Source organism: Nocardiopsis valliformis DSM 45023, assembly GCF_000340985.1.
Lineage (GTDB): Bacteria > Actinomycetota > Actinomycetes > Streptosporangiales > Streptosporangiaceae > Nocardiopsis > Nocardiopsis exhalans.
The window spans coordinates 61,325-85,751 of record NZ_ANAZ01000021.1 but is presented as its reverse complement, the minus strand read 5'-3'; the positions used below and the strand labels follow the sequence as shown (position 1 = coordinate 85,751).

General features: G+C 68.8%; 21 protein-coding genes and 1 pseudogene. 6 read left to right on the top strand and 16 right to left on the bottom strand.

Annotation, left to right across the window (positions count from 1 at the left end; translation table 11 throughout):
- The 7 genes from D457_RS0120455 to D457_RS0120425 all read right to left on the bottom strand — a co-directional run.
- On the bottom strand, positions 1-2,551 hold a 2,551-nt coding region (locus D457_RS0120455; protein ID WP_017582535.1), incomplete at its 3' end, for a polynucleotide kinase-phosphatase.
- Positions 2,548-4,074, bottom strand: a complete 1,527-nt coding sequence (locus D457_RS0120450; RefSeq protein WP_017582534.1) for a 3' terminal RNA ribose 2'-O-methyltransferase Hen1 — start codon at positions 4,072-4,074, stop codon at positions 2,548-2,550. The genes D457_RS0120455 and D457_RS0120450, both read right to left, overlap by 4 nt.
- A gap of 23 nt (positions 4,075-4,097) precedes the next feature.
- Complete coding sequence (locus tag D457_RS0120445; protein WP_017582533.1) at positions 4,098-4,577, bottom strand: hypothetical protein; 480 nt, start codon at positions 4,575-4,577, stop codon at positions 4,098-4,100.
- A gap of 48 nt (positions 4,578-4,625) precedes the next feature.
- Entirely contained in the window at positions 4,626-5,645 is a 1,020-nt protein-coding gene (locus tag D457_RS0120440) for a tetratricopeptide repeat protein (protein ID WP_017582532.1), read from the bottom strand.
- An 84-nt stretch (positions 5,646-5,729) separates the two neighbouring features.
- The gene (locus tag D457_RS33025; protein ID WP_017582531.1) at positions 5,730-7,943 is read right to left on the bottom strand and encodes a TRAP transporter permease; all 2,214 of its coding nucleotides are present in this window, start codon (positions 7,941-7,943) and stop codon (positions 5,730-5,732) included.
- 47 nt (positions 7,944-7,990) lie between these two features.
- Positions 7,991-8,524, bottom strand: a complete 534-nt coding sequence (locus tag D457_RS0120430) for a DUF1850 domain-containing protein (RefSeq protein ID WP_017582530.1) — start codon at positions 8,522-8,524, stop codon at positions 7,991-7,993.
- Between the two features lie 14 nt (positions 8,525-8,538).
- Entirely contained in the window at positions 8,539-9,600 is a 1,062-nt protein-coding gene (locus D457_RS0120425; protein ID WP_017582529.1) for a TAXI family TRAP transporter solute-binding subunit, read from the bottom strand.
- Between the two features lie 218 nt (positions 9,601-9,818).
- Between D457_RS0120425 and D457_RS0120420 the strand changes: the two genes are divergently transcribed.
- Positions 9,819-10,850 (top strand): TAXI family TRAP transporter solute-binding subunit, encoded by a 1,032-nt coding sequence (locus tag D457_RS0120420; RefSeq protein ID WP_017582528.1) that lies wholly within the window; start codon positions 9,819-9,821, stop codon positions 10,848-10,850.
- 104 nt (positions 10,851-10,954) lie between these two features.
- On the opposite strand, the gene D457_RS0120415 is transcribed toward D457_RS0120420, so the two are convergent.
- From D457_RS0120415 to D457_RS0120385, 7 genes are all read right to left on the bottom strand, one after another.
- Positions 10,955-13,555 (bottom strand): MMPL family transporter, encoded by a 2,601-nt coding sequence (locus tag D457_RS0120415; protein ID WP_017582527.1) that lies wholly within the window; start codon positions 13,553-13,555, stop codon positions 10,955-10,957.
- A gap of 86 nt (positions 13,556-13,641) precedes the next feature.
- Positions 13,642-14,337, bottom strand: a complete 696-nt coding sequence (locus tag D457_RS0120410; RefSeq protein ID WP_017582526.1) for a TetR/AcrR family transcriptional regulator — start codon at positions 14,335-14,337, stop codon at positions 13,642-13,644.
- Positions 14,338-14,394: 57 nt separating this feature from the next.
- Positions 14,395-15,897, bottom strand: a complete 1,503-nt coding sequence (locus D457_RS0120405) for a sensor histidine kinase (protein WP_017582525.1) — start codon at positions 15,895-15,897, stop codon at positions 14,395-14,397.
- Between the two features lie 73 nt (positions 15,898-15,970).
- Positions 15,971-16,663: a response regulator transcription factor gene (locus D457_RS0120400; protein WP_017582524.1), complete on the bottom strand. Its 693-nt coding sequence runs from the start codon at positions 16,661-16,663 to the stop codon at positions 15,971-15,973.
- Between the two features lie 152 nt (positions 16,664-16,815).
- Positions 16,816-18,549 (bottom strand): glycerol-3-phosphate dehydrogenase, encoded by a 1,734-nt coding sequence (gene glpD / locus D457_RS0120395; RefSeq protein ID WP_017582523.1) that lies wholly within the window; start codon positions 18,547-18,549, stop codon positions 16,816-16,818.
- A 161-nt stretch (positions 18,550-18,710) separates the two neighbouring features.
- Entirely contained in the window at positions 18,711-18,971 is a 261-nt protein-coding gene (locus D457_RS0120390; RefSeq protein WP_239646170.1) for a hypothetical protein, read from the bottom strand.
- 206 nt (positions 18,972-19,177) lie between these two features.
- Positions 19,178-19,588, bottom strand: a complete 411-nt coding sequence (locus D457_RS0120385) for an ATP-binding protein (protein ID WP_017582521.1) — start codon at positions 19,586-19,588, stop codon at positions 19,178-19,180.
- A 338-nt stretch (positions 19,589-19,926) separates the two neighbouring features.
- Between D457_RS0120385 and D457_RS0120380 the strand changes: the two genes are divergently transcribed.
- From D457_RS0120380 to D457_RS37885, 5 genes and pseudogenes are all read left to right on the top strand, one after another.
- Positions 19,927-20,790: a helix-turn-helix domain-containing protein gene (locus D457_RS0120380; RefSeq protein ID WP_017582520.1), complete on the top strand. Its 864-nt coding sequence runs from the start codon at positions 19,927-19,929 to the stop codon at positions 20,788-20,790.
- Positions 20,787-21,179 carry a DUF397 domain-containing protein gene (locus D457_RS0120375; RefSeq protein ID WP_017582519.1) on the top strand — a complete coding sequence of 131 codons (393 nt, stop codon included), beginning with the start codon at positions 20,787-20,789 and terminating at the stop codon, positions 21,177-21,179. Before D457_RS0120380 ends, D457_RS0120375 begins: the two co-directional genes overlap by 4 nt.
- Positions 21,103-21,627 carry a DUF5753 domain-containing protein gene (locus D457_RS37180; protein ID WP_239646169.1) on the top strand — a complete coding sequence of 175 codons (525 nt, stop codon included), beginning with the start codon at positions 21,103-21,105 and terminating at the stop codon, positions 21,625-21,627. The genes D457_RS0120375 and D457_RS37180 overlap by 77 nt, the downstream gene beginning before the upstream one ends.
- A 7-nt stretch (positions 21,628-21,634) precedes the next feature.
- Positions 21,635-21,823: a DUF397 domain-containing protein gene (locus D457_RS0120365; protein ID WP_017582517.1), complete on the top strand. Its 189-nt coding sequence runs from the start codon at positions 21,635-21,637 to the stop codon at positions 21,821-21,823.
- A gap of 209 nt (positions 21,824-22,032) precedes the next feature.
- Positions 22,033-22,146 (top strand): annotated as a pseudogene (locus D457_RS37885) (ISAs1 family transposase); the annotation flags it as partial.
- A 240-nt stretch (positions 22,147-22,386) separates the two neighbouring features.
- Here D457_RS37885 and D457_RS35875 read toward each other — a convergent pair.
- Both D457_RS35875 and D457_RS34960 read right to left on the bottom strand, forming a co-directional pair.
- Entirely contained in the window at positions 22,387-22,920 is a 534-nt protein-coding gene (locus D457_RS35875; protein WP_152514303.1) for a hypothetical protein, read from the bottom strand.
- 17 nt (positions 22,921-22,937) lie between these two features.
- Positions 22,938-24,326 carry an RHS repeat-associated core domain-containing protein gene (locus D457_RS34960; protein ID WP_083926817.1) on the bottom strand — a complete coding sequence of 463 codons (1,389 nt, stop codon included), beginning with the start codon at positions 24,324-24,326 and terminating at the stop codon, positions 22,938-22,940.
- Positions 24,327-24,427: the final 101 nt, after the last annotated feature.

Sequence of the window (24,427 nt, the reverse complement as noted above, 5' to 3'; positions counted from 1 at the left end):
CGAGGCCCGGCCCGCCCCCCCGCCACAGCGGCTCACCGGCCGCCTGCCGGATCAGGGCCTCCAGGCCGAGCTTGTGCTCGCGCATGGCCAGTCCGTTCTTACGGCCGAGCTTGCGGTCCTTGAGCACCGCGATCCGTTCCGGGTCGGTGTAGTCCGCCCCGTAGATGATCCGCAGGTACTCCGGCCCGCGGACCTTCAGCCCCGGCTGGGCCAGGCCCTTGCGGGCCTTGGCCCGCATCCCCAGCAGCGGCTTGACCACCATGCCCTCACCGCCCTGATCGACCATCTCCCGCCACCAGGCGGACGCGGCCGCGCAGGCGTCGGGGTCGGTGGTGTCCACGACCCGGTAGCGGGTGGCCTGGACGATCCCGCAGGTCTCGGCGAGCTGTTCGGCCACACCCATGTGCCAGAGGTGGTCGGCCTCGCTGTGCTCCCGGCCCTCGGAGGCCAGCAGCACGAACGGGGCGTAGCGCAGCCCGTCGGCGCCCTCGGTCTCCCAGGTGTAGCGGCGGTAGACCCGGCTGAACGCCTCCGTCTGCTCGGTGCGCCGGGCGATGGTGTCGGTCAGGTCGCCGACGTCGATCCCTCGTTCGGCCGCCGCGGCCAGGGTGGCCGAGGCCGCGGGCAGCGAGGCGCGGGCAGCGGCGCCCACGGACGCGTACTGTTCGCGGATGAGCGGGCCCGCCTTGGCCGACCAGGGCAGCAGTTCGCCGTCCAGGGCGACCCAGTCCGTGCCGAGCTTGTCCCACAGTCCGGCGTCGGTGACGGCCTGGCGCAGCCTGCTGACCACCTCGGCCTGGACCTGCGGGTCCTTGAAGAAGGCCCGCCCGGTGCGGGTGTAGACGGTGCCGAGTTCGCCCGGGACGAAGCGGCGTTCGGCGGCGGCCTCGTCGCGGCAGAGCACAGCGACCGCCCGCGAGCCCATGTGCTTCTCCTCGCAGATCACCTGCCCGATGCCAGAGGCCCGGTAGGAGGCGAAGGCCTCGTCGGGGTGTTCCAGCAGTTCCGGGTCGGCGGCGGTTGGCGCGGGGGCCATGGTCGGCGGCAGGTAGACCAGCCACCGGGGGTCCACCGAGAAGCGGCTCATCACCTCCAGAGCGGCCATGGTGCTCTCGGTGTTGGCGCGCACGGTGCCGTACCGGGTCTCGACGAACAGGCCGGCGTGGAAGTCGCCTACACCGACGTCGTTGATGTCGATGGCCTGGTCGGCGCCCCGGTCGTCGGCCTCCGGCGGGTTCTCCACCAGGGGCCGCGCCGGCTCGTACCAGGTGCGTTCGGCGTCCACGTCCACGATCTCCCGCTCGGGGTAGCGCAGCGCGGTGAGCTTGCCGCCGAACACACAGCCGGTGTCCAGGCAGATGGTGCGGTTGAGCCATTCGGCCTTGTTGGTGGGCACGTGCCCGTAGACCACCATGGCCTTGCCCCGGTAGTCACGGGCCCAGGGCAGCCGAACGGGGAGGCCGAACTCGTCGGTCTCTCCGGTGGTCTCGCCGTACAGGGCGAAGGAGCGGACCCGCCCGGAGGCGCGCCCGTGGTACTCCTCCTTAAGCCCGGCGTGTGCCACGACCAGGTTGCCGCCGTCCAGCAGGAGGTGGCTGACCAGGCCGTCGCAGAACTCCAGGACCTGGCGGCGGAACTCCTCGGTCTCACGGCCCAGCTGTTCCACGGTCTCGGCGAGGCCGTGGGTGAGCGTGGCCTTGCCGCTCTTGAGGTAGCGGACCAGCTTGTTCTCGTGGTTTCCGGGCACGCAGAGGGCGTCGCCGTCGGCGACCATGCCCATGACCAGGCGCAGCACGCCGGGGCTGTCGGGGCCCCGGTCCACGAGGTCGCCGACGAACACCGCCGTGCGGCCCTCGGGGTGCCGGGCGCCGGTCGGGCGGCCCTGGTCGTCGCGGCGCAGTTCGTAGCCGAGCTCCCCCAGCAGGGACTCCAGCTCGGAGCGGCAGCCGTGGATGTCGCCGACGATGTCGAAGGGGCCAGTGAGCTCGGTACGGTCCGGCCAGGGGCGCTCCAGCTCGATGCGGACATCGTCGATCTCCTCCTGCCCCTTGAGGACGAACATCTTGCGGATGCCCTCGCGGGTCATCCGCTTGATGCCGTCCTTGAGGTCGCGGCGCTGGCGGCGGATGACGTGGTCACCGAAGTCGCGGTCGGTGCGGTCGCGGTTGCGCTCGCGGGCCACCGCCTCGGGCACGTCCAGCACGATCGCGGTGGTCAGGACGTTGTTGTCCTTGGCGATGCGGATCAGCTGCTCGCGGGCCTTGCGCTGGACGTTGGTGGCGTCCACGACGGTGAGCAGTCCGCGCCGCAGCCGGATGTCCAGGATGGTGTTCAGCAGCGCGAAGGCGTCGGAGGTGGCGCTCTGGTCGTTCTCGTCGTCGCTGACCACACCCCGGCAGAAGTCGGAGCCGATCACCTGGGTGGGCTTGAAGTGCTTGGCGGCAAAGGTGGACTTGCCGGAACCGGAGACCCCGACCAGCAGGACGAGCCCCATCCGGGGCACGCCGAGCACGCGGGGCTCGCGGGCGGCCTCGTCATTCGGCTCGTTCATGTGGTGAAGACTCCCATCTGGGTCGGGGCCCCGGTCTCGGGGTGCTCCGGCCCGACCGGCAGGTAGCGGACGGTGTAGCCATGTTCGGCGGCAACCCGGTCGGCCCAGGCGGCGAACTCGGCGCGGGTCCACTCGAAGCGGTGGTCGGCATGCCGGAACGCGCCCTCGGCCAGCCCTTCGTAGTGGCGGTTGTACTCGATGTTGGGCGTGGTGACCACGACGACCCGGGGTGCGGCGTCGCCGAAGACCACGTTCTCCATGGCGGGCAGCCGGGAGGGGTCCAGGTGCTCGACGACCTCCATGAGCACCGCCGCGTCGTGGCCGTGGAAGCGCCGGTCCCGGTAGACCACGGAGCCGAGCAGCAACTCGGGCCGGGACTTGTGGGCAGCCTGGTCACCGCGGCCTGTGGTGTGGTCGGCGAACAGCGGCCGGTGGCGCCTGCCGCCGTCCGGGTGGCAGCCCTCGCAGAGCTTGCGGTGGGCGAACTCCAGGCTGGCCAGGTGGACGTCCACCCCGGTGATCCGCTCCAGGGTGCGGTCGCGGACCAGCCGCTCCAGCAGTTTCCCGCCGCCGCAGCCCAGGTCGATGACGCTGGTGGCCCGCTCGGCCGCCAGCACCGCCATGATCGCGCCCGCGCGCTGCTCGGCCAGCGAGGGTTCGCGCTCCTCCACGGCGGGGTCGCTGGGGACCGCGGCGGTTCCGTTCGCGGCCCCGTCTGCGTCCTCGGTTTCGACACGGTCCTCGGACTCGGCCAGGCGGGCCAGGGCGGTGCGCACGTACCGGTCCCGGCGGGCGAGGTAGCGCCGGGTGATCCACCCGCGCTCGGGGTGCCCGGCCAGCCAGCCCGCGCCCTCCCCCTCCTCGTTCTCGACCCCGTCGACCGGGGCGCCGCCCGCGCGGAGCAGCTTGTCGATCTCGGTGGAGTCCACCCAGTAGTGCTTGTGACCGCCCTCCATCGCGGGCAACAGCACGTACAGGTGGCTGAGCGCCTCGGACAGCCGCAGGGTGCCGGTCAGGGTGAGCGACAGGTAGTGCGAGTCGCCCCAGCCGGGCAGCCCGAGGTCGAGCGGGACCGGCTCGGCCTCGACGGTCCAGCCCAGCGGTTCGAAGAGCGCCCGGGCCTTCTCGGGACCGGGGCGGCAGGGCACCGCGGGCAGGTGCAGGACCAGCGGGATGGGGGTGCGGGCCAGTTCGGGGCGGAGCTCGCTCGCACCCCGGATCGCGCTCCGCAGCACCTTGCCCAGCGCCACCGTGAACAGCGAGGATGAGGCATAGGGCCGGTCGTTCACGTACTGCGCGAGAGCGAAGTCGGGGGTGCTGACCGACGTCCGCGAGCGCAGCAGCGCCTGCGGGTCCACGTCGAGCAGCAGCGCCGCCGTGCAGCGCTCCTCGGTGGCCTCGGGGTAGAAGACATGCGCCGTCCCGAAGGACTGCTCGAAGCTCTGCGCCTTGTCGGGGTGCTTGTGCAGCAGGTATCCGAGGTCCGTCGCCGGCTTGGCCGTGGTGGTGATCGTCAGTAGCACCCGTGCATTGTGTCGGACGCTGATCAGGAAGGACCAGTGTTTTTCCGCTCTTCACGGAGCACGAGTGCGAGAACTCCGAAGGAGAGGAGCGCGGCGACCAGGTGGATCCCGGAAAATCCGACGACCTCGAGCAGGAGCAGGTCCATCCCCCAACTGCTGCGGGCTGTGAAGGCCAGGTCCGAGATCAGCCACAGCATCAGTAGGAAGACGGGGAAGCCGAGCAGGGTGGAGCTCAGTACCGGCCCCACCCCGAACCACCGGGCGAACACGCCGAACAGGACCGGGATCAGCAGGATGTGCCCGACGAATCCCACCAGTATGAGGATGGTGTTGCCGATCTCCTCCCCCGGCCCCTGGGCCATCAACGAGGCGTTGCTCAGGGCGAACCACTGCAGGAGGCCCGTGATCGTGGCGGCCGCGGCGACGGCCCCCAGCACGCGGGGCAGTTGCTGGATGCGGGTGAGGTTACGGGGGCCGGCTTCGCGAGGGGATGAGTAGCTCATGTTCCCCACTCTCGGCCAACGCCGCCCACCGCACATGAGTAGGCCTACTCAGCCGCCCTGTTCGGCGAGGCTCGGGTCCACGCCCAGTTCGGCCATGGCCAGGGCGGCCTCGGCGCGCGCCGATCCGAAGAACGACCACGGGACGTCGCAGACGTAGTGGCCGACCATCCCCAGGTGCCAGCGGGCCAGGTCCTGCTCCCCCGCCCGGCGGAAGGCCCAGCCGAACAGGTGGTGCGCCTGCACCTCGCGCACGTGCGGGGCGGCCGCCGACGCCCACCCCTGGGCGAGTTCGAACAGCTCGCGCACGGCCTCGCCGTGCAGGCGGCCCATCGCCATCGAGGTGATGTAGGCGCTGTTGCCCTCGCTGGCCAGTCGGCGCTGCTCCCCGCGCAGGTACTCGGCGTGTGCCAGGGCGAGCACGGCAGGCAGCGGGCTGCCCTCGGGCGCGGTGTCGGCCGCGGCCCCGGCGGCGGCGAACATCTCCTCCGCCGAACCGCCGCGGCTGGGGGCCAGCGCGCGTACCCGGGTCATGTGCGCCGGGAAGAGGTGCGGCGCCCGCGCGCTCGCCTCGGTCCAGGCGCGTTCGCGCTCCTCGCGGTCACCGAGCCCCATCGCCACCGTCTGAAGGGCGGACCAGGGAGCGGCGTCCTCGGGGTTGGCCCGGGCCGCCTCCTCCAGCGGGACCCGCGCCTCGTGCAGGGCGGCCTCGAAGGCCTTGCGGTCGGCCTGGCCGGTGCCGCCGGAGGGCAGGGTCATGGCCCGGGCCAGCAGCGTGTGGCCCAGCCACAGCATCGTGTCGGCGGGGTCGGCGCCCGCCTCGACCAGCGCGGCGACCTCGTCGGGGCGGTCCACAGCGGCCCGCCCCAACGCCTCGGCCTGGTAGGCGCGGGCCTCCGGGTCCTCCCTGGTCTCCACGAGCAGGGTCGCGCCCGCCTCGACGTCGCCCTCGCGCGCCGCCTCACAACCGGCGCGCAGCAGGGGGTCCGTGCCATAGGCCGCCGACACCAGCACCGCCTCCAGGTCGGCACCGCGCAGGGTCCGCCCGGGGTTCCATCCGAATCGCCACATGTCAGTCAGGCTAGGGCACTCAACACTGAAGGCGGGGTGCGGCGGCACTCGGCCACCGCACCCCTCACGCCTGCGCGCAGAACCCTACTCGTGGGCGACCTGCGGCTGCGGCTGGCCGACCGGGGCGACCAGGCCCTTGGCCCGGTCACGGCGGTGGTTGACCACCTGGAGGGTGATGAGCACCGTGCACGCCACCGTTCCGGCGATGACGAACCAGTCCGAGGGGACGTACACGGACAGCAGGGCCTGGGTCCAGTCGGTCCACTCGGGGGCGATCAGGATCAGGGCGGCGGACACGCCCAGGGCGATGCGCTCGCCCAGCAGGGTGCGGCGCAGGAAGAAGCCCTCGATCGCCATCGCCCCCGCTGCCAGGGCCAGCGAGCCCGTGACGATGGCTGTCACCAGGTTCAGGACCGGCCCGTCCAGCTCCATCAGGGCCGAGTAGGCCATCAGGAGCGGGATCAGGTAGAGGCCCTTGGCGAACTTCCACGCGGACACGCCCGAGCGCATCGGACTGGAGTTGGCGATGCCGGCCGCGGCGAAGGCGGCCAGGGCCACCGGCGGGGTGACGTTGGAGTCCTGGCTGAGCCAGTACACGATCATGTGCGCCACGATCAGCGCCAGCCCGAGCTGCTCCAGCGCCGGACCAGCCAGGATGACCAGCACGACATAGGACGCGGTCACCGGCAGGCCGACACCCAGGATGAGGGAGGCCAGCGCGACCATCACCAGGGTCATGAGGAGGTTCCCGGCGAAGGCGTTGACCAGCACGTCGGAGAAGACCAGGCCCAGGCCGGTGAGGCCGACCATGCCGACGATGATGCCCGCGGCGGCGCACGCCACGGACACCGGCAGCGTACTGCGGGCGGCCATCACGAACACCTCCAGGAAGTCCTGGAAGCTCAGGCGGCTGCCAGCCCTCAGCATGGCCACGACCAGCAGGGCGCCGCAGGCAGCCAGGCCGGCCTGGCTGGGCGACACATAGTTCAGCAGCAGCACGATCAGCAGGACCAGCGGGGCCAGGAAGTGCCAGCCCGCCCGCATCACGACGGCAAGGGTGGGCACCTCGTCCCGGCCCATGCCGCCGATGTTGTGTTTGCGGGCCAGGATGTCCACGAACAGGAACATCAGCGCGAAGTACATCAGTGCGGGGATGATCGCGACCTTGACGATGTCCGCGTAGGGGATGTTCAGGCGCTCGGCCATCAGGAACGCGCCCGCGCCCATGATGGGCGGCAGCACCTGACCACCGGTGGAGGCGGCCGCCTCCACCCCGGCGGCGTCGTGCTTCTTGTAGCCGACCTTCTTCATCAGCGGGATGGTGAAGGGCCCGCTGGTAACCACGTTGGCGATGGCGCTGCCGGAGATCGAACCCATCAGGGCGCTGCCCAGTACCGCGCCCTTGGCGGGGCCGCCGACCATCCTGCCGGTGAAGACGTAGGCCAGTCCCACGAAGAAGTTGCCGCCGCCGGTCTTGGACAGCAGTGAGCCGAACAGGATGAACACGAACACGAACGTCACGACCACGCCGAGGGTGAGCCCGAAGATGCCGTCGTTGTTCAGGAAGGTGTAGGTGGCGATGCGCTCGCGGGTGTACCCGGAGTGGCCGAACTGGCCGGAGATGTAGGGCCCGTAGTAGGCGTAGAGCAGGAAGGAGCTCACCAGGACGGCCATGACCATCCCCACCGCGCGGCGGGTGGCCTCCAGCAGGACCAGGATGGCGACCAGGCTGATGATGTAGTCGGTCTCGGTGTAGGCCCCCACCCGGCGGGCCAGGTCCGCCTGGAAGACGAGCACGTAGAGGCTGGTCAGCAGGGCGGCGGAGAAGGCGGTCAGGTCGAGCGCGTGCCCGATGCCCCGGACGGTCCGGCCCGCGGACTCCAGTCTCTGTTCCCGGGTACCGGAGCGGACGAACAGCGCGATGACGGAGGCGACCAGCCGGGTGAGGAGCCCGCCCGGTGTGAAGGGCCGCATCACGATGAAGACCAGCAGCAGCACCAGCATGAGGTGGATGATGCGCTGCTGGCGGGCGTCCAGTCCCGAGCGCAGGGCGATGTAGAGCTGGAAGAAGGTCAGGGCCACGCCCAGGAGAAGGATGAGCCCGCCCATGACGAGCCCGGTGCGGCCCTCGCCCCAGCGTTCGGCGGCGATCCTGCGCCACAGCGGCGGGGCGTCCCGGCCGAGCCCGTCGACGTCGGGCAGCGCGTCGGCGGAGGTGCCGGTCTTGCGGCCGCCCTTGCCGAACCCGACCTCGGGGTTCTCCGCGGGCCTCTCGCCTGAGGTCTTCTCAGCGGTCATGGTTCTTCCTCGGGTTCGGATGGGGCGGACCAGCGGTCTGGCACGGGTCAGCCCGGGGAGGGTTCGTCGCAGTGCGGCTGCGGGTCACCGGCCAGCAGTAGGCGGAGCGTGGAGATCCGGACGGGTTCGACGACCACCCGGCGGGAGGTCAGGCACGGTGAAAGCCGGACCTCGGTGTCGGGGGTGCGCAGCCGGTGGTCGACCGCGGCCGCGCCCACCCGGATCGCGACCTCCGGACCGATCGGGCGGTTCATGTCCTCGATGACCCACCACTCGCCGTCGGCCCGGCCGGTCCCCTCACCGGGGATGTGGCCCATGCCCGCGCCGAACTGGCGCAGCCGGGTGGAGTCGACGACCAGCTCACCGTCGCGGACCTCGAGATTCTCCTCGATCGGCAGGCGGTCGATCGAGTGGACGTAGGAGAGGGTGAACTGTTCGCCCTCGGCTAGGGGCAGGTGGCCCAGGCGCTCGTCGTCGACGCTCAGCCGGAGCGCCGGCCACAGGGGCAGCAGCGCTCCGGCGGCGAGGACGGCGGCCAGGGCCGTACCCGCCCGCCTTCTGACCGCGGTGGACGGATCCATCGGGGGCACACGCCCTACTCGTCGTCGCCCTCGGCGCTCGCGGCGCCTTCGGGGAGCAGGTCAGCCGGGATGTCCACGCCCTGCTCCTCGTAGAAGCGGACGGCGCCCGGGTGGACCGGGACCGGGCTGTTCTCGATGGTCTCCGGGACCAGGTACTCCTCACTCGGGGCGTACACGCCGACGACCTCGTCGATGTGCTCGAACATGGCCTTGGTGATCTCGTAGGCCTGCTCCTCGTTGAAGCTGCCCGGCACGACCAGGGCGTTCCACACGGCGATGGTGGCCACGTCGTCCTCGACGCCCGGGTAGGTGCCGCCCGGGATGACGTGCTCGGTGTAGCCGCCGTAGCCGCTGACGACCGCGTCGCGCTCGTCGTCGCACATCTCGATGAGCGCGATGTCCTCGGTGGTACCGAGCTCGGTGATGCCCGAGTGGCCCTGCCCGACGACCCACGAGCCGGCGTCGAGCTGGTTGTTGGTCAGGGCGTTGGCGGTCTCGGCGTAGCCCAGCTGCTGGATCTCCAGGTCGCTGGAGGCGATCTCCAGCGACTCGAAGACCTGGTTGGTGGTGGCCTCGTTGCCGCTGCCGATGTCACCGACGGAGTAGCGGTGGTCCACCACGTCCGAGAAGCACTCGAAGCCGTTGGACTCGGCGATCCCGGCGAGGGTCACGGCGTGGAAGACGTTCGGGTAGAGCACCGCGAGCGAGTAGGTCTCGACCGGGGAGCCCTCGAAGTCGGCGGTTCCGGTGAAGCCCTGGTCGGCGGCGTCGCCCTGGACGATCCCCAGGTGGCCGTCGCCCGCACCGAGCAGGCGGATGTTCTCCACGGAGGCGCCGGTGGCCTCGACCGAGGCGGTCTGGCCCTCGAGGTTGTCGCCGATGATGCCGCGCAGGGCACCGCCGATCGGGTAGTAGACACCGGTGGTGCCACCGGTGACGATGCTGAGGTTGTTCTGGACCGGGCCCTCGCCGAGGCCGATCTCCTCAGCCGCCTGTTCGGCGGGCTGTTCCCCGCAGGCGGCCAGCAGCAGGACGCTGGCGGAGACGGCGGCCAGGGGCAACAGTGTGCGGCGCATGGTCGTGGGGGTCCTCTCGGGTGCCTCTGAGTCAGGGACGCAGGAGTCAGCGATATCCGCTGGTCAGATCCCTGGATTCGGGGTTCCGGCAGCGTTCCGACACCTACGGATGTGAGCAACGTAACTGTCATCCACCGGAAACCCGTAGCCCTCGGGGAGGTATTTGAGGCTCTCCTGAGGTTCACCTGAGGTTTCCACCTCGTTGCTATTGTTCGACCATGACGTGGACCGTCCCTCAACGTCTCTGGTACCTGGCCCGATCCCTGACCGCTGGCTCCCTCGCCGTCGCGGCGCTCACGTGGGCCTATCCCCCGCCCTCAGAGCCTCTGCGGCTGTCCATCGGTACCGGTGGCGCGGGCGGTGTCTACCACGTCTACGGAACCGGGCTGGCGGAGGTCACCGGGGCCCGGCCAGACACCGAGATCACCGCGCTGACCACCGCCGCCAGCGTGGAGAACAACCTGTTGGTGGCCGACGGGTCGATGGACGTCGCCTTCACCCTCGCCGATGTCGCCGCCCTGGCAGTGAGCGGTGAGGACCCCTTCGACAGCCCGCTGCCGATCTCGGCTGTGGCCCGCCTCTACGACAACCACACCCACGTGGTGGTGCGGGCGGACTCGCCCTACCAGAGCGTCTCCGACCTGGCCGGGGGCACGGTCTCGGTGGGCGCGATGGGGTCGGGTACCGAGATGATGGCCGACCGCCTCCTGGACCAGGCCGGTCTCGAACCGGTCGCCGAGGGCGAGGACCCCGCGTCGCACCCCGCGGGGGTGACCCGACTCCAGCTGTCCATCGGCAGCTCGGCCCTGGCTCTGGAGAACGGGCGGATCGACGCGTTCTTCTGGTCCGGAGGCCTGCCGACCCACGCGGTCGGTGACCTGGCCGAACGGTTGCCGATCCGGTTGCTGGACCTGTCCGACCACGTCCCGGGGTTGGTCGAGGAATACGGGGAGTACTTCTCCGAGCTCCCGGTCCCGGCCGGGACCTACGAGGAAGTCCCGGCGGTGCGCACGATCGGGGTGCCGAGTCTGCTGGTGGTCAACAGCCGGATGCCCGAGGAACGCGTCGAGGCGTTCACCCGGCTGCTCTTCGAGTCACAGGCCGAGCTGGTCGAGATCCACCCGGTGGCGCTGCACCTGCATCCGCGTTCGGCGATCGCCACGCTGCCGGTCCCCCTCCATCCGGGCGCGGCCCGCTACTACCAGTCGGTCAAGTACGCGAACGACCGGCCACCGTCCGGACACGACTGAGCCCGGCGGGGCGCTCCCGGAGATGCTCCGGCAAGCGGCCCCACCGGGCCCTTAGTACTGGTCAGTGCCTCTTCAGTGAGTCAGCGGTTCACCGAGTGAGCGGGTCAGCGCTGACCGCTAGTGACGTCGGGCTCCGGCACGGAACCGGGCACCGTGTCAGCGGAGCCTTCGGCCCCGACGCTCCGGCCGGAGTCAGCGGCTCCGGTGTGGGCGCGCTCCAGCTTCGCGCCCTCGACGTCGATGTCGGGCAGGATCCGGTCCAACCACGCGGGCAGCCACCAGGCGGCGTCCCCGGCCAGGTGCATCACGGCGGGCACGAGCAGCATGCGCACCACGAACGCGTCGAGTAGGACACCGAAGGCGAGCGCGAAACCGATCGAGCTGATCATCGTCATCTCGGAGAAGATGAACCCGCCGAACACCGAGATCATGATGATCGCGGCGGCGGTGACCACCGAACGCCCGGCCCGGAAGCCCTGTGCCACGGCGAGCCGGGCGGGGGCGCCGTGCACGTAGGCCTCGCGCATGCCGGTGCCGATGAAGAGCATGTAGTCCATGGCCAGGCCGAACAGGATGCCGACCACGATCGTGGGCAGGAAGCTCAGCACCGGGCCCGGGTCGCCCAGTCCGAGGAGACCGCCGAACCAGCCCCACTGGTAGACGGCGACCACACCGCCGAGGGCGGCGAAGTAGGACAGGATGAACCCGAGCGTGGCCACGACCGGGACGAAGATCGACCGGAACACCAGCAGCAGGATGACCAGGGCCAAACCCACGACCACCGTCAGGTAGATCGGCAGGGCGCTGGCGATCTGCTCGGAGATGTCGATGTTGCCGCTGGCCATACCGGCGACCCCGAGCGGCGGCTCGCCCTGGATCGGCTCCATGGCGCGCAGGGTGTGCACGAGTTCCTCGGTGGACTCGCTGGAGGGCCCTTCGACCGGCTTGACCTGGAAGATGGCCAGGGTTCCGTCGTCGGAGACACCGATGGGCGCGATCGCGTCGACGTCATCGAGGGCATGGACGGCGTCGGCGACCTCGTACTGGTACTGCTCAGCGTTGTCCTGGGCCGACTCGTCGTCGGGGCCGCCGGGGATGTCGGCGGTGACCAGGAGGGGGCCGTTCTGGCCTTCACCGAAGTGCTCGGTGATGGCGGTGTAGGCGGCGTACTGGGTGGAGTCGACCGGCTGTGAGGAGCCGTCCGGCAGGCCCTGGCGCAGGTCGAAGGCGGGCAGGGCGATGACGCCGAGGACGATGACGGCGACGGCGGCCCGCAGGAGCGCCCGGCCGTTGCCCATCGGCTGGAGCTCGTCCTGCTTCTCCGACTTCGCGGGCGCCTGCTTCCGGGACGTCTGACCGTTGGCGGCGGCCTTGGCCTTGGCCTTGGCCTTGGCAGTCTTGTCCGGGAGGTCGGTCGGGTCGGCGTCGAGTCGGGCGCGTTCGCGCTTGGACAGGATGCGCATACCCACCAGGGCCAGCAGCGCCGGGATGAGGGTGACCGCGATGAGCACGGCGACGCCGATCGCGACCGCGCCGACGCTGCCCATGAGGCCGAGGAAGCCGATGCCGGTGAGGTTCAGGCCCAGCAGTGCGATGAGCACGGTGGCACCCGCGAACACCACGGCGTTTCCGGCCGTTCCGTTGGCCAGGCCCACGGAGTCGTCGAGGCCGACGCCCTCCTTGAGCTGGCGGCGGTGCCGGTTGACGATGAACAGGGCGTAGTCGATGCCCACGGCCAGACCGAGCATGAGGCCCAGGATCGGAGTGATGTCGGCGATCGCGAGGACCCCGGACAGGGACATGGTGATCAGGGTCGCGATACCCACGCCGACGAGGGCGGTGAGGATCGGCAGTCCGGCGCCGACGAGGGTGCCGAGCATGACCAGCAGGACGATGCCCGCGACGATCACACCGATCACCTCGGCCTTGCTGACCAGGCTGGGCAGCTCCATGGCGATGTCGTCGGCGAAGTCGACGGTGGTGCCGGGCACCGGGTTGTCCGCGAAGACGGAGATGACGGCGTCCCGGGTGTCCTGGGAGACCTCCTCCTGGGCCTCGGTGAAGGAGACGATCACCAGGGCGGTGGTCTCGTCCTCGGAGACCGTGCCGATCCCGGCGACCATCTCCAGCATGGCCTCGCCCTGTTCGAGCTGCTCCTCCTCGGGCTCCAGAGCCTCCAGCCCCGCGTCGATCTCGGCCTGCTGGCCGTCGAAGCCCTCCTCGAGCTGGTCGAGTAGCCCTGCGGCCTCGGCCTGGGCGCGGCCCTCGTCCAGTTGTTCCTGGCCGTCCTCGATCTCGGCGCGGGCGCTGTCGATCTGCTCGCGCCCGTCCTCGAGGAGCTCGGCCTGGTCGGCGCGCTCCGCCTCGGTGGCGAACGGGTCGACGACGGCCTCAACCCCGTCGGCCCCGTCGGCCTCCTCGACGAGCTCGGCAATGTCCGCGCGCTGCTCGTCGGTGAAGGCGGAGCCGTCCTCGGTCTGCAGGACGATGGTGCCCGAACCGCCGCCCATGCCGTCGAACTCGGCCTTGAGGCGCTGGTTCACCTCGTCGGTGGCGGTGCCGGGGATGGAGAAGCCGTCCTCCAGCTCTCCGGAGAAGAGGAAGAAGGCTCCGGCTGACGCCACAAGCAGGGCCAGCCAGATCGCGATGACGGTGCGGGCGCGCCGTGCGCAGGCACGCCCGAGTCTGTAGAGAAGTTCAGCCATGGTTCTTCCGCAGGAGAGGTGGGTGTGGTGAGCGGACCGGCTGGGTCGGTGCCCGTTCAGGAGGCGCTCGCCCGGGAGGTGTTCGCTCAGGAGGTGCTGGTGTCGGAGCCGAGGGCGCCGAAGCCGGTGCGGTAGGTGCCGATCATGCGGTCGAGCAGCTCGGTCCAGACCCGGCGGGACTCGGCGGTGTCGGTCCCACCGGTGGCCAGGGCCCAGCGGCGGACCACGGCCAGTGACCCGCCCACGAGCGCACCGCACATCAGGTCGACCTCGAAGGGGTCGGCCGAGGGGTGGTGGTGCAGGGTGGTGGCGGCGATCCGGCCGCCCAGGTCGGAGATGGCCCGCTCGAAGAGCACGGCCTGACGCGGGTTCGGCCGGTGGTCGCCGAGATCGAAGATCTGGGCGGGGCCGCAGCCCTCGCTCTCGAAGATCCGGGTGAACTCGGCGATCGGGGTGACCAGGTCGGTGGCGCGCAGGGCGGCGGCGAGCCGGTCGAACATCAGGGTCCCCTCGCCCGCCGAGGCGAGGTTGGCGTCGACGTTGTCGAGGACGGCCCCGAGCATCTCCCGGAATACCTCGAGCGTGATGTCGTCCAGCGTCTTGAAGTGGTTGAAGACGGTGCGCCGGGAGACGTCTGCCTGGGCGGCGAGCTGGTCGACGGTGAAGTCGGTGCCGCCGATCTCGGTCATGAGTTCCGCCGCGGCGTCGACGATGGCACGCCGGTGCCGGGCCTTGAGCGCTTCGCGCCGGTCGGTCGCGGGCGTGCGCCGCTGTTCTGCCATGGATTCAGACTAGGCAAGTGCGTGCACTTAGTGCAACGACGCACTGAGTGCACCTAGTCACACCGGTTCGCCCCGAAAGTCCGCCCGCTGTTGGTCCGGCTGGCCCCGTTGATCCGGCTGGCCCGGCTGTCCCGGCTGGCCCTGTTGGAGCCGCAGCCGCAACCGCGCGTCGATCCCGCTCGGTTCCCTGGGGCTCAGGGACAGCTTCGCCCCCTGGAGCTCCAGCAGGGTGACCACGATGGACAGGCCGAGCCCCGTACCGCCCGAACCCCCGCCGTCGCGCCAGAAGGGCCGGGTGGCCTGGGCCAGCTGCTCCTCGGGGAGCCCGGGCCCGTCGTCCACCACGTGCACGTCCAGGTGCCCGCCCTCCGACCCCTCCCCGACCGGCTCCCCCACGTGCACCGTGATGCGCACGCCCTCCCCGCCGAACTTCAGGGCGTTGTCGATGAGCGCGTCCAGGGCCTGGTCCAGGGTGCCCTCCACGCAGCGCACCGGCGCGGTCTGGGCGCCCGAGCACTCCAGGACGGCGCGGGCGCGCTCGGCGATCGGCCGCCAGGCGTCCACCCGCTGTTCGGCCACCTCCCGGGCGTCCTCCCACACGGTGGAGTGCTCGGCGTCCTCGGCCTGGGCCAGGGTGAGCAGGCTGTCGCAGATCCGGGAGAGCCGGTCCACCTCGTCCAGGGCCAGCCGGTGCTCCTGTGCGCCCTCGGACCCCAGGTACCGGGACAGGCTGCCCACCCGCAGGCGCAGCGCGGCCAGCGGGTTGCGCACCTGGTGCCCGGCGTAGGCCACGAAGGTGCGCTGGCTCTCCAGCATGGAGGTGATGGTGTCGGCCATCTGGTTGAAGGACTCACCCAGTCTGCGCAGTTCCGCGGGCCCGGCGGCGGTGCGCACCCGGGCGTCCAGGCTGCCGCCGCTCACCGCCCGGGTGGCTTCGTCGAGATCGTGGACGGGGCGCAGGATCCAGCGGGTGAGCGGCCCGGCCACCGCGATGCCCGCCACCATCAGGGCGGCCACCACCAGCAGGGCCACGAACCACTGCACGAGAGTGGCCCGGCGCAGGGCGTCGGTGGGCGAGGCGGTGACAGCGGCCCCGACCACCTCGCCGGAGCTGCCGATGGGCTCGGCGACGATGAGCGGCCCCTCCTGCCAAGGCCAGACCACGCTGTCCGCGCCCATCCGGTTCCCGGCCAGCGCGGTGCGGACCGGGCCGGGCACCTCCTCCGCGCTGCCCGGCCAGCCGGAGGGGTCCAGGTCGGCGAGGGTGAGCCCGGGCCGGGAGGAGGCCACCACCTCGCCGTCGCGGTCCACCACCACGGCGGTGATCCCGTACACCTGCTCGTAGACGGTGAGCTCACCGGTCAGTCCGGACAGGGTGTCCTCGGTCCCGGTCAGCACCCCGGGTTCGGCCAGCCCGGCGAAGCGGGCGGTGTCGTTGATCCGGTCCAGGAGCATGTCTGAGGTGCCGCGGGCGGCGATGCTCTGGCACAGGGGGAGGGCGAGCGCCAGACAGGCGGCGACCAGCAGGGTGACGTACACGGTCACCACGCGCCGGTGCATCACCGGCCCCCTTCCGCCGCCGCGGTGACCGCCCCCGGACCCACCGCGGAGCCTTCCGGGCGGCCGAACGCTCTCATGCCCGCGACACCGGTACGCCGGCGTTCTCGGTGGCCACCAACCGGTAGCCGACCCCGCGCACGGTCTGGATCAGCCGGGGCAGGCCCAGTTTGGAACGCAGGGTTCCGATGTGCACCTCGAGGGTGCGCAGGGTGCCCGGCCAGGCGGTCTGCCAGACCTTGAGCAGCAGGTCCTCCCGGGAGACCACCGCGCCCGTCTCCCTGAGCAGGACCACGAGCAGGTCGAACTCCTTTCGGGTGAGTTCGACCGGTCGGCCCTCGCAGAGCACGGAGCGGGTGGCCAGGTCCGCCTCGATCGGCCCGGTCCGCAGGACGGTGTCGACCCGCCTGGTGGTACGGCGCAGGACCGCCTCCATCCGGGCGCACAGCTCCTCGATGACCAGTGGTTTGACCACGTAGTCGTCGGCGCCGGAGCGCAGCCCGAGGATGCGCTCGCGCTGCTGCCGCCGGGCGGTGACCATGATGATCGCGGTGTCACCGAAGTCCTGGCGCTCCCGGATCCGCTGGCACAGTTCGATGCCGTCCATATCAGGCAGCCCGAGGTCGAGCAGGACGATGTCCGCAGGGGGTGCGGCCAGGGCACCCCCCGCGGTCCTCGCCTGGTCGACCTCGTAGCCGTGCGCCTCCAGCGCACCGGCGAGGGCGTCCGCGAGGCGGACATCGTCCTCGACGAGCAGCACCTTGATCATGACCGGTGTCCTTCGGGTGGACGAAACAGGGGATTAACACGCACCCTAACCGGACATTGTGCCCCAGGCCACACCGAAGTCGTCAGTGCTCAGCGGCCCTGCCTGCGGTCGCCGAGCGACCCCGCCAGCTGGTCATGCTCGCGGGACCCCGTTCAGGGACGGTCTCCCGGCCGCCCCACGTGCAGGTCCGGAACGATCTCCGGGGCGCCGTGCTGGACGGCGTCGGCCTCCTGGTCGGTGTCCTGCTCCTGGGCGGCGCGTTCGGCCTCGATGCCCTTGCGGTAGTACTCCACCTCGCGCTTGACCTGCTCCTTGTTCCAGCCCAGGGGTTCCGCCATGAGCTCGGCCGCAGCCTCGGCCGCGGCGATCCCCCGGTCCCAGGTCTCGAAGGAGATGCGGGTCCGCCGGGACAGGACGTCCTCCAGGTGGCGGGCGCCCTCCGCCGCCACCGCGTAGACGACCTCCGCCCGCAGGTAGTCCTCGCCGCCAGCCAGCGGCTGCCCGAGGTCGGACCGCTCCCTGATCAGGTCCAGGACGTCGTGCACGGACGAGCCGAACCGGCGCAGCAGGTGCGTGATGCGGGAGACGTGCAGCCCCGAGTCGCGGGCCAGCCGGTGCCGCTGGTTGTACAGCGCCGCGTACCCGTCCGCACCCACCAGGGGCAGCTTGTCGGTGACCGAGTTCGGGATCGCCCCGCCGAGCCCGTGCGCCACCGCGTCCACCGCGTCCTTGGCCATGACCCGGTAGGTGGTGTACTTGCCGCCCGCGATGAGCACCAGCCCGGGCACCGGGTGGGCGACCGTGTGCTCGCGGGACAGCTTGGAGGTCTCCTCCGACTCCCCCGACAGCAGCGGCCGCAGCCCGGCGTAGACGCCCTCCACGTCGTCGCGGCCCAGGGGCGTGCGCAGCACCTGGTTGACGTGGTCCAGGACGTAGTCGATGTCGGCCCGGGAGGCCGCCGGGTTCTCCTTGTCCAGGTCCCAGGGGGTGTCGGTGGTGCCGATGATCCAGTGGCGGCCCCACGGGATCACGAACAGCACGCTCTTCTCGGTCTGCAGGATCATTCCGGAGGAGGCCTGGATCCGGTCCCGGGGCACCACCAGGTGCACGCCCTTGGAGGCGCTCACGTGGATCTGCCCGCGACCGCCCACCATCTCCTGGATGTCGTCGGTCCACACCCCGGCGGCGTTGACCACCTGACGGGCGCGGATCTGCTTCCTGTCACCGGTCTCCAGGTCGGCTGCGGTCGCGCCGACCACGTGTTCGCCCTCGCGCAGGAACTCCACGGCCTGCACCCGGGAGGCGATGTTGGCGCCCAGCCCGGCGGCGGTGCGCAGCACGGTGGTGACCAGGCGGGCGTCGTCGACCTGGCAGTCCCAGTACTGGACCGCCCCGGCCAGCGCGCTGCGCTTGAGCGCCGGGAACACCCGCAGCGCCCCGGACCTGGACAGGTGCCGGTGCGCGGGCAGCCCGCGGTTGTTGCGCGAGGTGAGCGCCAGGGTGTCGTAGAGGGTGACGCCCGCGCCGATGTAGAAGCGTTCCCAGTGGTGCTCGAACGGGAAGAGGAACGGCACCGGGCGGACCAGGTGCGGGGCGATGGTGGTAAGCAGCAGCCCGCGCTCGTGCAGAGCCTCGCGGACCAGCTCGAAGTCGAACTGCTCCAGGTAGCGGAGCCCGCCGTGGATGAGTTTGCTGGATCTGCTGGAGGTCCCCGAGGCGAAGTCGCGCGCCTCGATCAGCCCCGTGGAGAGCCCGCGCGAGACCGCGTCGAGCGCGATCCCCGCGCCCACGATCCCGCCGCCCACCACGAGGACGTCCAGCTCCTCGTCGGCCATCGACGCGAGCGCCTCGGCGCGCCCCTTCGGCCCCAACCAGGTGGTTGCCATCGGTGGTCCTCCCTCTCGATAAGTGTCCCACCAAGGCGCATACCCGGTCCGGTGGGGCCTCAGGCTAACCGGAGGCCGAAGGAGCTGTGCGTTGCCACACGCGATACCGCCGTTTTACCTCCGCCACACCACCGGGGCCAGAAAGGCGGCGGCGATCCCGCTTACCCCCTCAGCAGGTAGGGCCGGACCAGGGCACCGGCTGCTTCGTTCGGGTGGCCCCACTCCCCCGAGTTCCTGCCACTGCCCGCCAACTCCAACCGCCGAGGGGCCGGAGGGAGCTGGGGCCTGATCGGCGCGGTTCTGGTCGGAGCGCCGATCACCTGGCACAACGCCCACGCCACCGCTGAGGCGAACACCCACCACAACCGCGAGGCCATCGTCTGACGGGGCTTGCGGTGCCTTCCTCCGCTAGAGTTCTGCATGGTCTTCCTCCTGCTTCGTTCAGGTGGTCGATCAGCCCGGGCCGGTGATTGGTGCACCGACCCGGGCACTGTGCTTTCTGGGGACGCACCGCTTTCTGGGGGTGCGTCGATCGCCGAAAGCGTGCGCGCGGGTGTCAATGGCCCCTGTGCACCGAAGCTGCGCTTCCCGCCACGCTGGTCCCAGCCGCGATCCGCACCCGTGTTCCCTAGCCGTCCAGGTCGGGTTCCCGGTCGAGGTGGATCATCGCCCGCAGGTACAACGGCTGGTCGGGCCGCCCCTCCCACCACCAGTACTCGGCGACCTGGTCCACCAGCCACAACCCGCGCCCACCCGGGCACGGTTCTCCGGACTCCGGTTCGATCACCCGGGGCCGCAGCCTGGGACCGCCCCACTTACGGCCCTGGTCCAGCACCCCCAGCAGCACGGTCGTGTGGCCCAGGAACTCCATCGAGACCCCGATCCGCCCGTACTTCTCACAGCTCGCCGTGTGGCGAACGGCGTTGGTGGCCAGCTCGCTGCCGACCAGCGCCACCCAGAACCCCTTCTCACCACGCAGCCGCTCGTCCCGGGTCAGCCACGCCCGCACCTTCGCGATGGCCTGCTCGTTCCCGTCCATGTAGCAAAACGCCGCCGACGACAGCCCCACCCCACCACCAGGTCGCCGAGGCCCAACTTTCCGACCAACACCCATAACGCCCTCCTCAGATGAGTCCGCGAACAGTCATCGAAGGCAGCCCAGAACCACCCACCACACACTCGACCCTCTGCCTCTGGAAACGGTGTGTAGCCGAACCATCGCTCCTTCGATACAAACGATCATGCCCAGGGGAAGCTTCGCTCGCAAGCGTTCTCAAAAATCTTTTTCAGAAAGCTTCTCAGGCGAACTACCGATAGCATCAGGGCGGCGACAAGCACGGGTTGCCCAACCGCCGAAGAGCTGGAACGGGGAGGAACGTGGCGCGAACACGCGGCCCAGCAGGGAGCAAGCGCAAGCTGGGGCTCTGGCTGAAGGAGCAGCGCACAACTGCCGGACTCACCGGCAAGCAGGTCGCGAACGAACTCGGCTGTGGTGACCCGAAGGTCTTCCGCATGGAGGGAGGCCATGCGGTCCCCAGCAAGCTGGAACTCGATCGCCTCTTCGAGCTCTTCGGCGTCGAGGACTCCCAGGAGCGCGAACTCATACGCCAGCTCTCAGCGGATGCGAAGTCGCGACACTGGACCAGCGACTTCGAGAGCGTCATGCCGCCCAAGTTCGACATCTACGTCGGGCGCGAAGAGGACGCCACCAGCATCTACGTCTACGAGACGCACCTTGTCCAGGGTCTGCTCCAAACCCAGGACCACATGCGCTCCCTGCTCGCGGCCACCAACCCCCAGGACGCCCCCGAGGACGTCGAACGCCTTGTCGAGTTCCGCACCCGACGACAGAGAATCCTGGACCGCGACCCCGACCCGCTGAACCTGTGGGTACTCATGGACGAAGCCGCCCTACGCAGACAGGTCGGCGGACCACAGGTCCACCGGGCACAGCTCGAACACCTGCTGACGGTCACTCGCAAACCCAACGTGAACGTTCAGGTCATCCCGGAGAGCGTGGGTGCGCACGCGGGCCTGAGCGGCCCGTTCAGCATCCTGGAGTTCGAGACGGACGAGCCCTCGATGATCTACATCGAAGGCCAGGGCGGGAACCTGTACCTGGACAAACCGCGCGAGATCCGCCGCCACAAACAGCTGTGGAACCACATCGTGGATGTCGCCACTCCCACAGCTGCGTCCGCACGCTACATCGAAAAGCTCATGGAGGAGCTGCCATCATGACCCGCCACCAGAACGGCTCCCGCCCCAGCCTCGCTGAAATCACTCAGCTGCCGTTCGTCAAGTCGTCGTTCTCCGGCGGCCAGGGCTCCTGTGTCGGCATCAAGCGGTTCGGACCCTGGACCATCGTCGGCAAGCACGAACTCGGCGAGGCCAGCCCCACCCTGGCCTTCCCCAGCGCCGACTGGGATGAATTCTGCACACGCATCGCCCAAGGCGAGAAGACCTCCTTCGGCGAGGTCACCGCCGCCTTCACTCCTGAGGGCGGGTTCACCCTGACCGAGGCCACCAACCCACAGGCCCCCATCATCGTCTATGACAGGGCCGAATGGGACGCCTTCCAGCTCGGCGCCCAAGCAGGAGAGCTCCGCAGCGCCACCCCCACCAACTGAGCACAACCAACGGTCAGCCCTCACCACCGCTCGGGTCCGTCGGCAGCAACGTCTCACCGGTGACAACCCGCTCCGCTTCTCAGCAGTCTTCAATGAGTCCGCTCTCCATCGCGTGATCGGTGGGACCGAGGTGACGAGAGATCAGCTCATCCACCTCATGGAGACGGCTGATCTACCCAACGTGGACTTGCGTTGTGTGCCGTTCACTGCCGGAGCTCACGCCGCGACCGAAGGGAGCTTCGTTCTGCTCCGGTTCCCCGACCTCATCGAAGGGGTCAACTCAGGCGACGCGGTCTACATCGAGTACGCCATCGGTGGCCTGTTCCTGGAGCAGGAGTCCGAAACCTCCTACTACCAGGGGTTGTTTCACAAAGTGCAGGGGGCTGCGCTGGAACAGCAAGAGACCCGAAAGCTCATTCAGCGATTGCTGGACGAAAAGTACAAGTAGGGAAGAGATGACCGTGGAGAACGGGTGGAACAACTGGCGTAAGTCCAGCTACAGCGGTGGGCACGGCGGAGAGTGCGTCGAGGTCGCGGACCAAGGTGGAGACGTGGCCGTCCGAGACACCCGGAACCGTGAACTGGGCCACCTCTCTTTTCAGAGCTCGGAGTGGACCAACCTCCTGAACACGCTTCAACGCTGACCCGACCGGGTGCCCCGACCAACACCCGGGGTACCCCACCCCTCTCGCCCGGGGGCAGTGCATGCAGCGGGGTGAAGCCAGCGCGAGCACCTGTGCACAGGGCTGTGCCCAGGTCACATCCCTCTCGAAGGAATCACCGAGGTCGGGGCACCTCAGCTCAACAAGGTGACCTGGAAGCATGTGCCCGCACACACCACAAGCTTTGCCACGTACGAGATGTCACCTACGAGGAGGACCGCACAGGCAGCGCTCCCCAGGTCATGGCCACCCTACGCAACACCGCGATCGGGCTGCTCCGAGCGGCCGGATTCAACAACATCGCCGGCTCCAACCACCACATGATCCGCGACGAGGCTCGCTCAGACTCTTACAGACCTGACTTTGCCGGAGCCTTGGGCGAGACGATGGCATACGCGGGCGTGTTCCTCGGAGCGATGGTGACGTGAAGAACTTCCAGCCAACCGGGTCCAACACACCCGCTTCTTCCTGTTCGCTCTATGAAGGTACAGGCCACTTCATATATTCATGGCTTGAACATACCCTCAATACAACCCCTAAAAAATTCATGAATAAACATCACGCCAAATCATGCCAGAATAAATAGCCCAAACCCCGACGCCAAAACTTACGAAAGCAAACACCCACCTCCCCCTTCCATATGTGTTTGGAAAATTAAGTATATCCCTGCCTGAAAATTTCCCCCCCACCCAACAAAGCGCCATATCGAAAAGTGAGGCCACAAACAAAAGCACCCTGAGCGGCCCATAGAAGTAGACAACAGAGAACAGGACAATAGATACAGCAGGAAAACTTTGCTTGACAACTCCCGCCAGAATAAGCGGGACATTGACAAAGGCAAAAAGAATGAAGAACGAAACTAAAATTCTCCCCGCAAGGAGACGAAGATGGACCCGACCATCGCCTGGGTTTCGAGCGAATTCCTTTTCTGACTTGGCCCTATCTACAACAGTGCCCCTAATCGACTTGAAGCCCAAAGCGAGGAGAAAATCAGGAGTTCGGAAGGCTCCGAAATCGGAAAACTTGACAGTGCGAACCATGCGCCCCTCAACAAAATAGGGGTGGCCCTGATCAGCCACCCCCAGGAATCTAGTATCTATGCCACGTTCCGTTGGACCCGGTCGAATCTGCTACAGCAACGCCAGCAGAGTTCGCAGAAAGAACCATACCGGTCGCTCTTTCCAGTTGCCCCCCCAATTGCATCAGCTCGCCGAATATCTGAATGCCTTTCAGAAGCGCTCCCCTGCCTGGCTCTCTTTTTCTGCCTAGCCGCCTTAGTCACGTCGTCAGCAATTTCGCCAATCCTACCCCTGTGGCTAGCGACAGCCTTACTCTTCATCCCCCGAGTCAAAAGCCTTCCTGCACCTCCAGGAACAAGAGCTCCAGCAAGGTCCCATGCCCCATTCACCGAATCTCCAGTGCCGAACTTCCATAGCCCTCTAGCAACGCTCAGCCCCACCGCAGCCACAGCACACGCCGGACAGGCAAACATTCCAATCACACCGAGAACCATAGCGGCATCGTCAACTAGGTTTCCGCCCTGAAATTGCCCATCATAGCTCGAATACATTTTCTCGAACCAGTTCGCCTCTTCAAGCCATTTTTCCTCTTCGGCCTTTACCGGCGGCGGGACATACGGGGTCGGCAGGGTGTACGGAGTGAACGTCGTCGAAGTCATGGTCGCGGACCACGCAGGTGACGAACTCGACCAACGGAAAGTCTGGTTCGTCGAGCCGTCGATGTACGTATGACTCGTGGAGATCGGCCGACTGGAATAAGCGAAATTATAAGTTCTCCTCGAGAGAGAACTACCTCCACCATAGGTAGGCTCATACGAGTACACCGTGGTGTTTCCCCCGGCCTCCATGCAGATGCCGTCAGCCGGAGTGCAAGCGGAAAGACCAGACCCGTCCCAGTAAGTAGCGGGACTGTTGTTCGCGTACGCATACCCGTTCATGGACTGGGCGTCAACCAGATCCATCAGCGGATCGACCGAGATGAACCGGCCCAGGTCCGCGTCATACGAGCGTGCTCCGAGTTGGGTCAGACCAGTGGACGCATCGATCATCCCATCGACGAACCCGCGCTCCCCCGGCCACGTGCCCGTGGTGCCGCGGTCCTGACCGAACACTGTCATCCTGCGTTGGGTTACCTCGTCGCCGGTGGCGGCGATGCTCATCTCGCCTGTGCCGTGGTGGTCGGAGGTGATCCAGTGCAGGCGGCCGTCGTTCTCACGCACCGCCACGGTCTCACCCGCGTGGGTGAAGTAGCGGGTGGCTTCCTCGGTGCCCTCGGCCGGGTCCCAGGTCACCTCCATACCGGGAAGGTACAGGGTGGTGGCCCCGTTGGCGCGGCGCAGCAAGCGTTCGCCGTTGGCATCGTAGACGTACTCGGTCGTAGACAAACCACCCGTGACCTTGGTCAGCTCACCTTCAGGCCCCCACTCCAGACTCTGGTCATGCTCGCCGCTGTTCCGCGAGACCATGTTGCCAGCCTGGTCGTAGTCGTAGGTGTGGATGCTATTACCCGTGCTCTCGGACTCGGCTACCTGGGTGACGGCATGCGCCGGACCCTGGCCTTCATCGG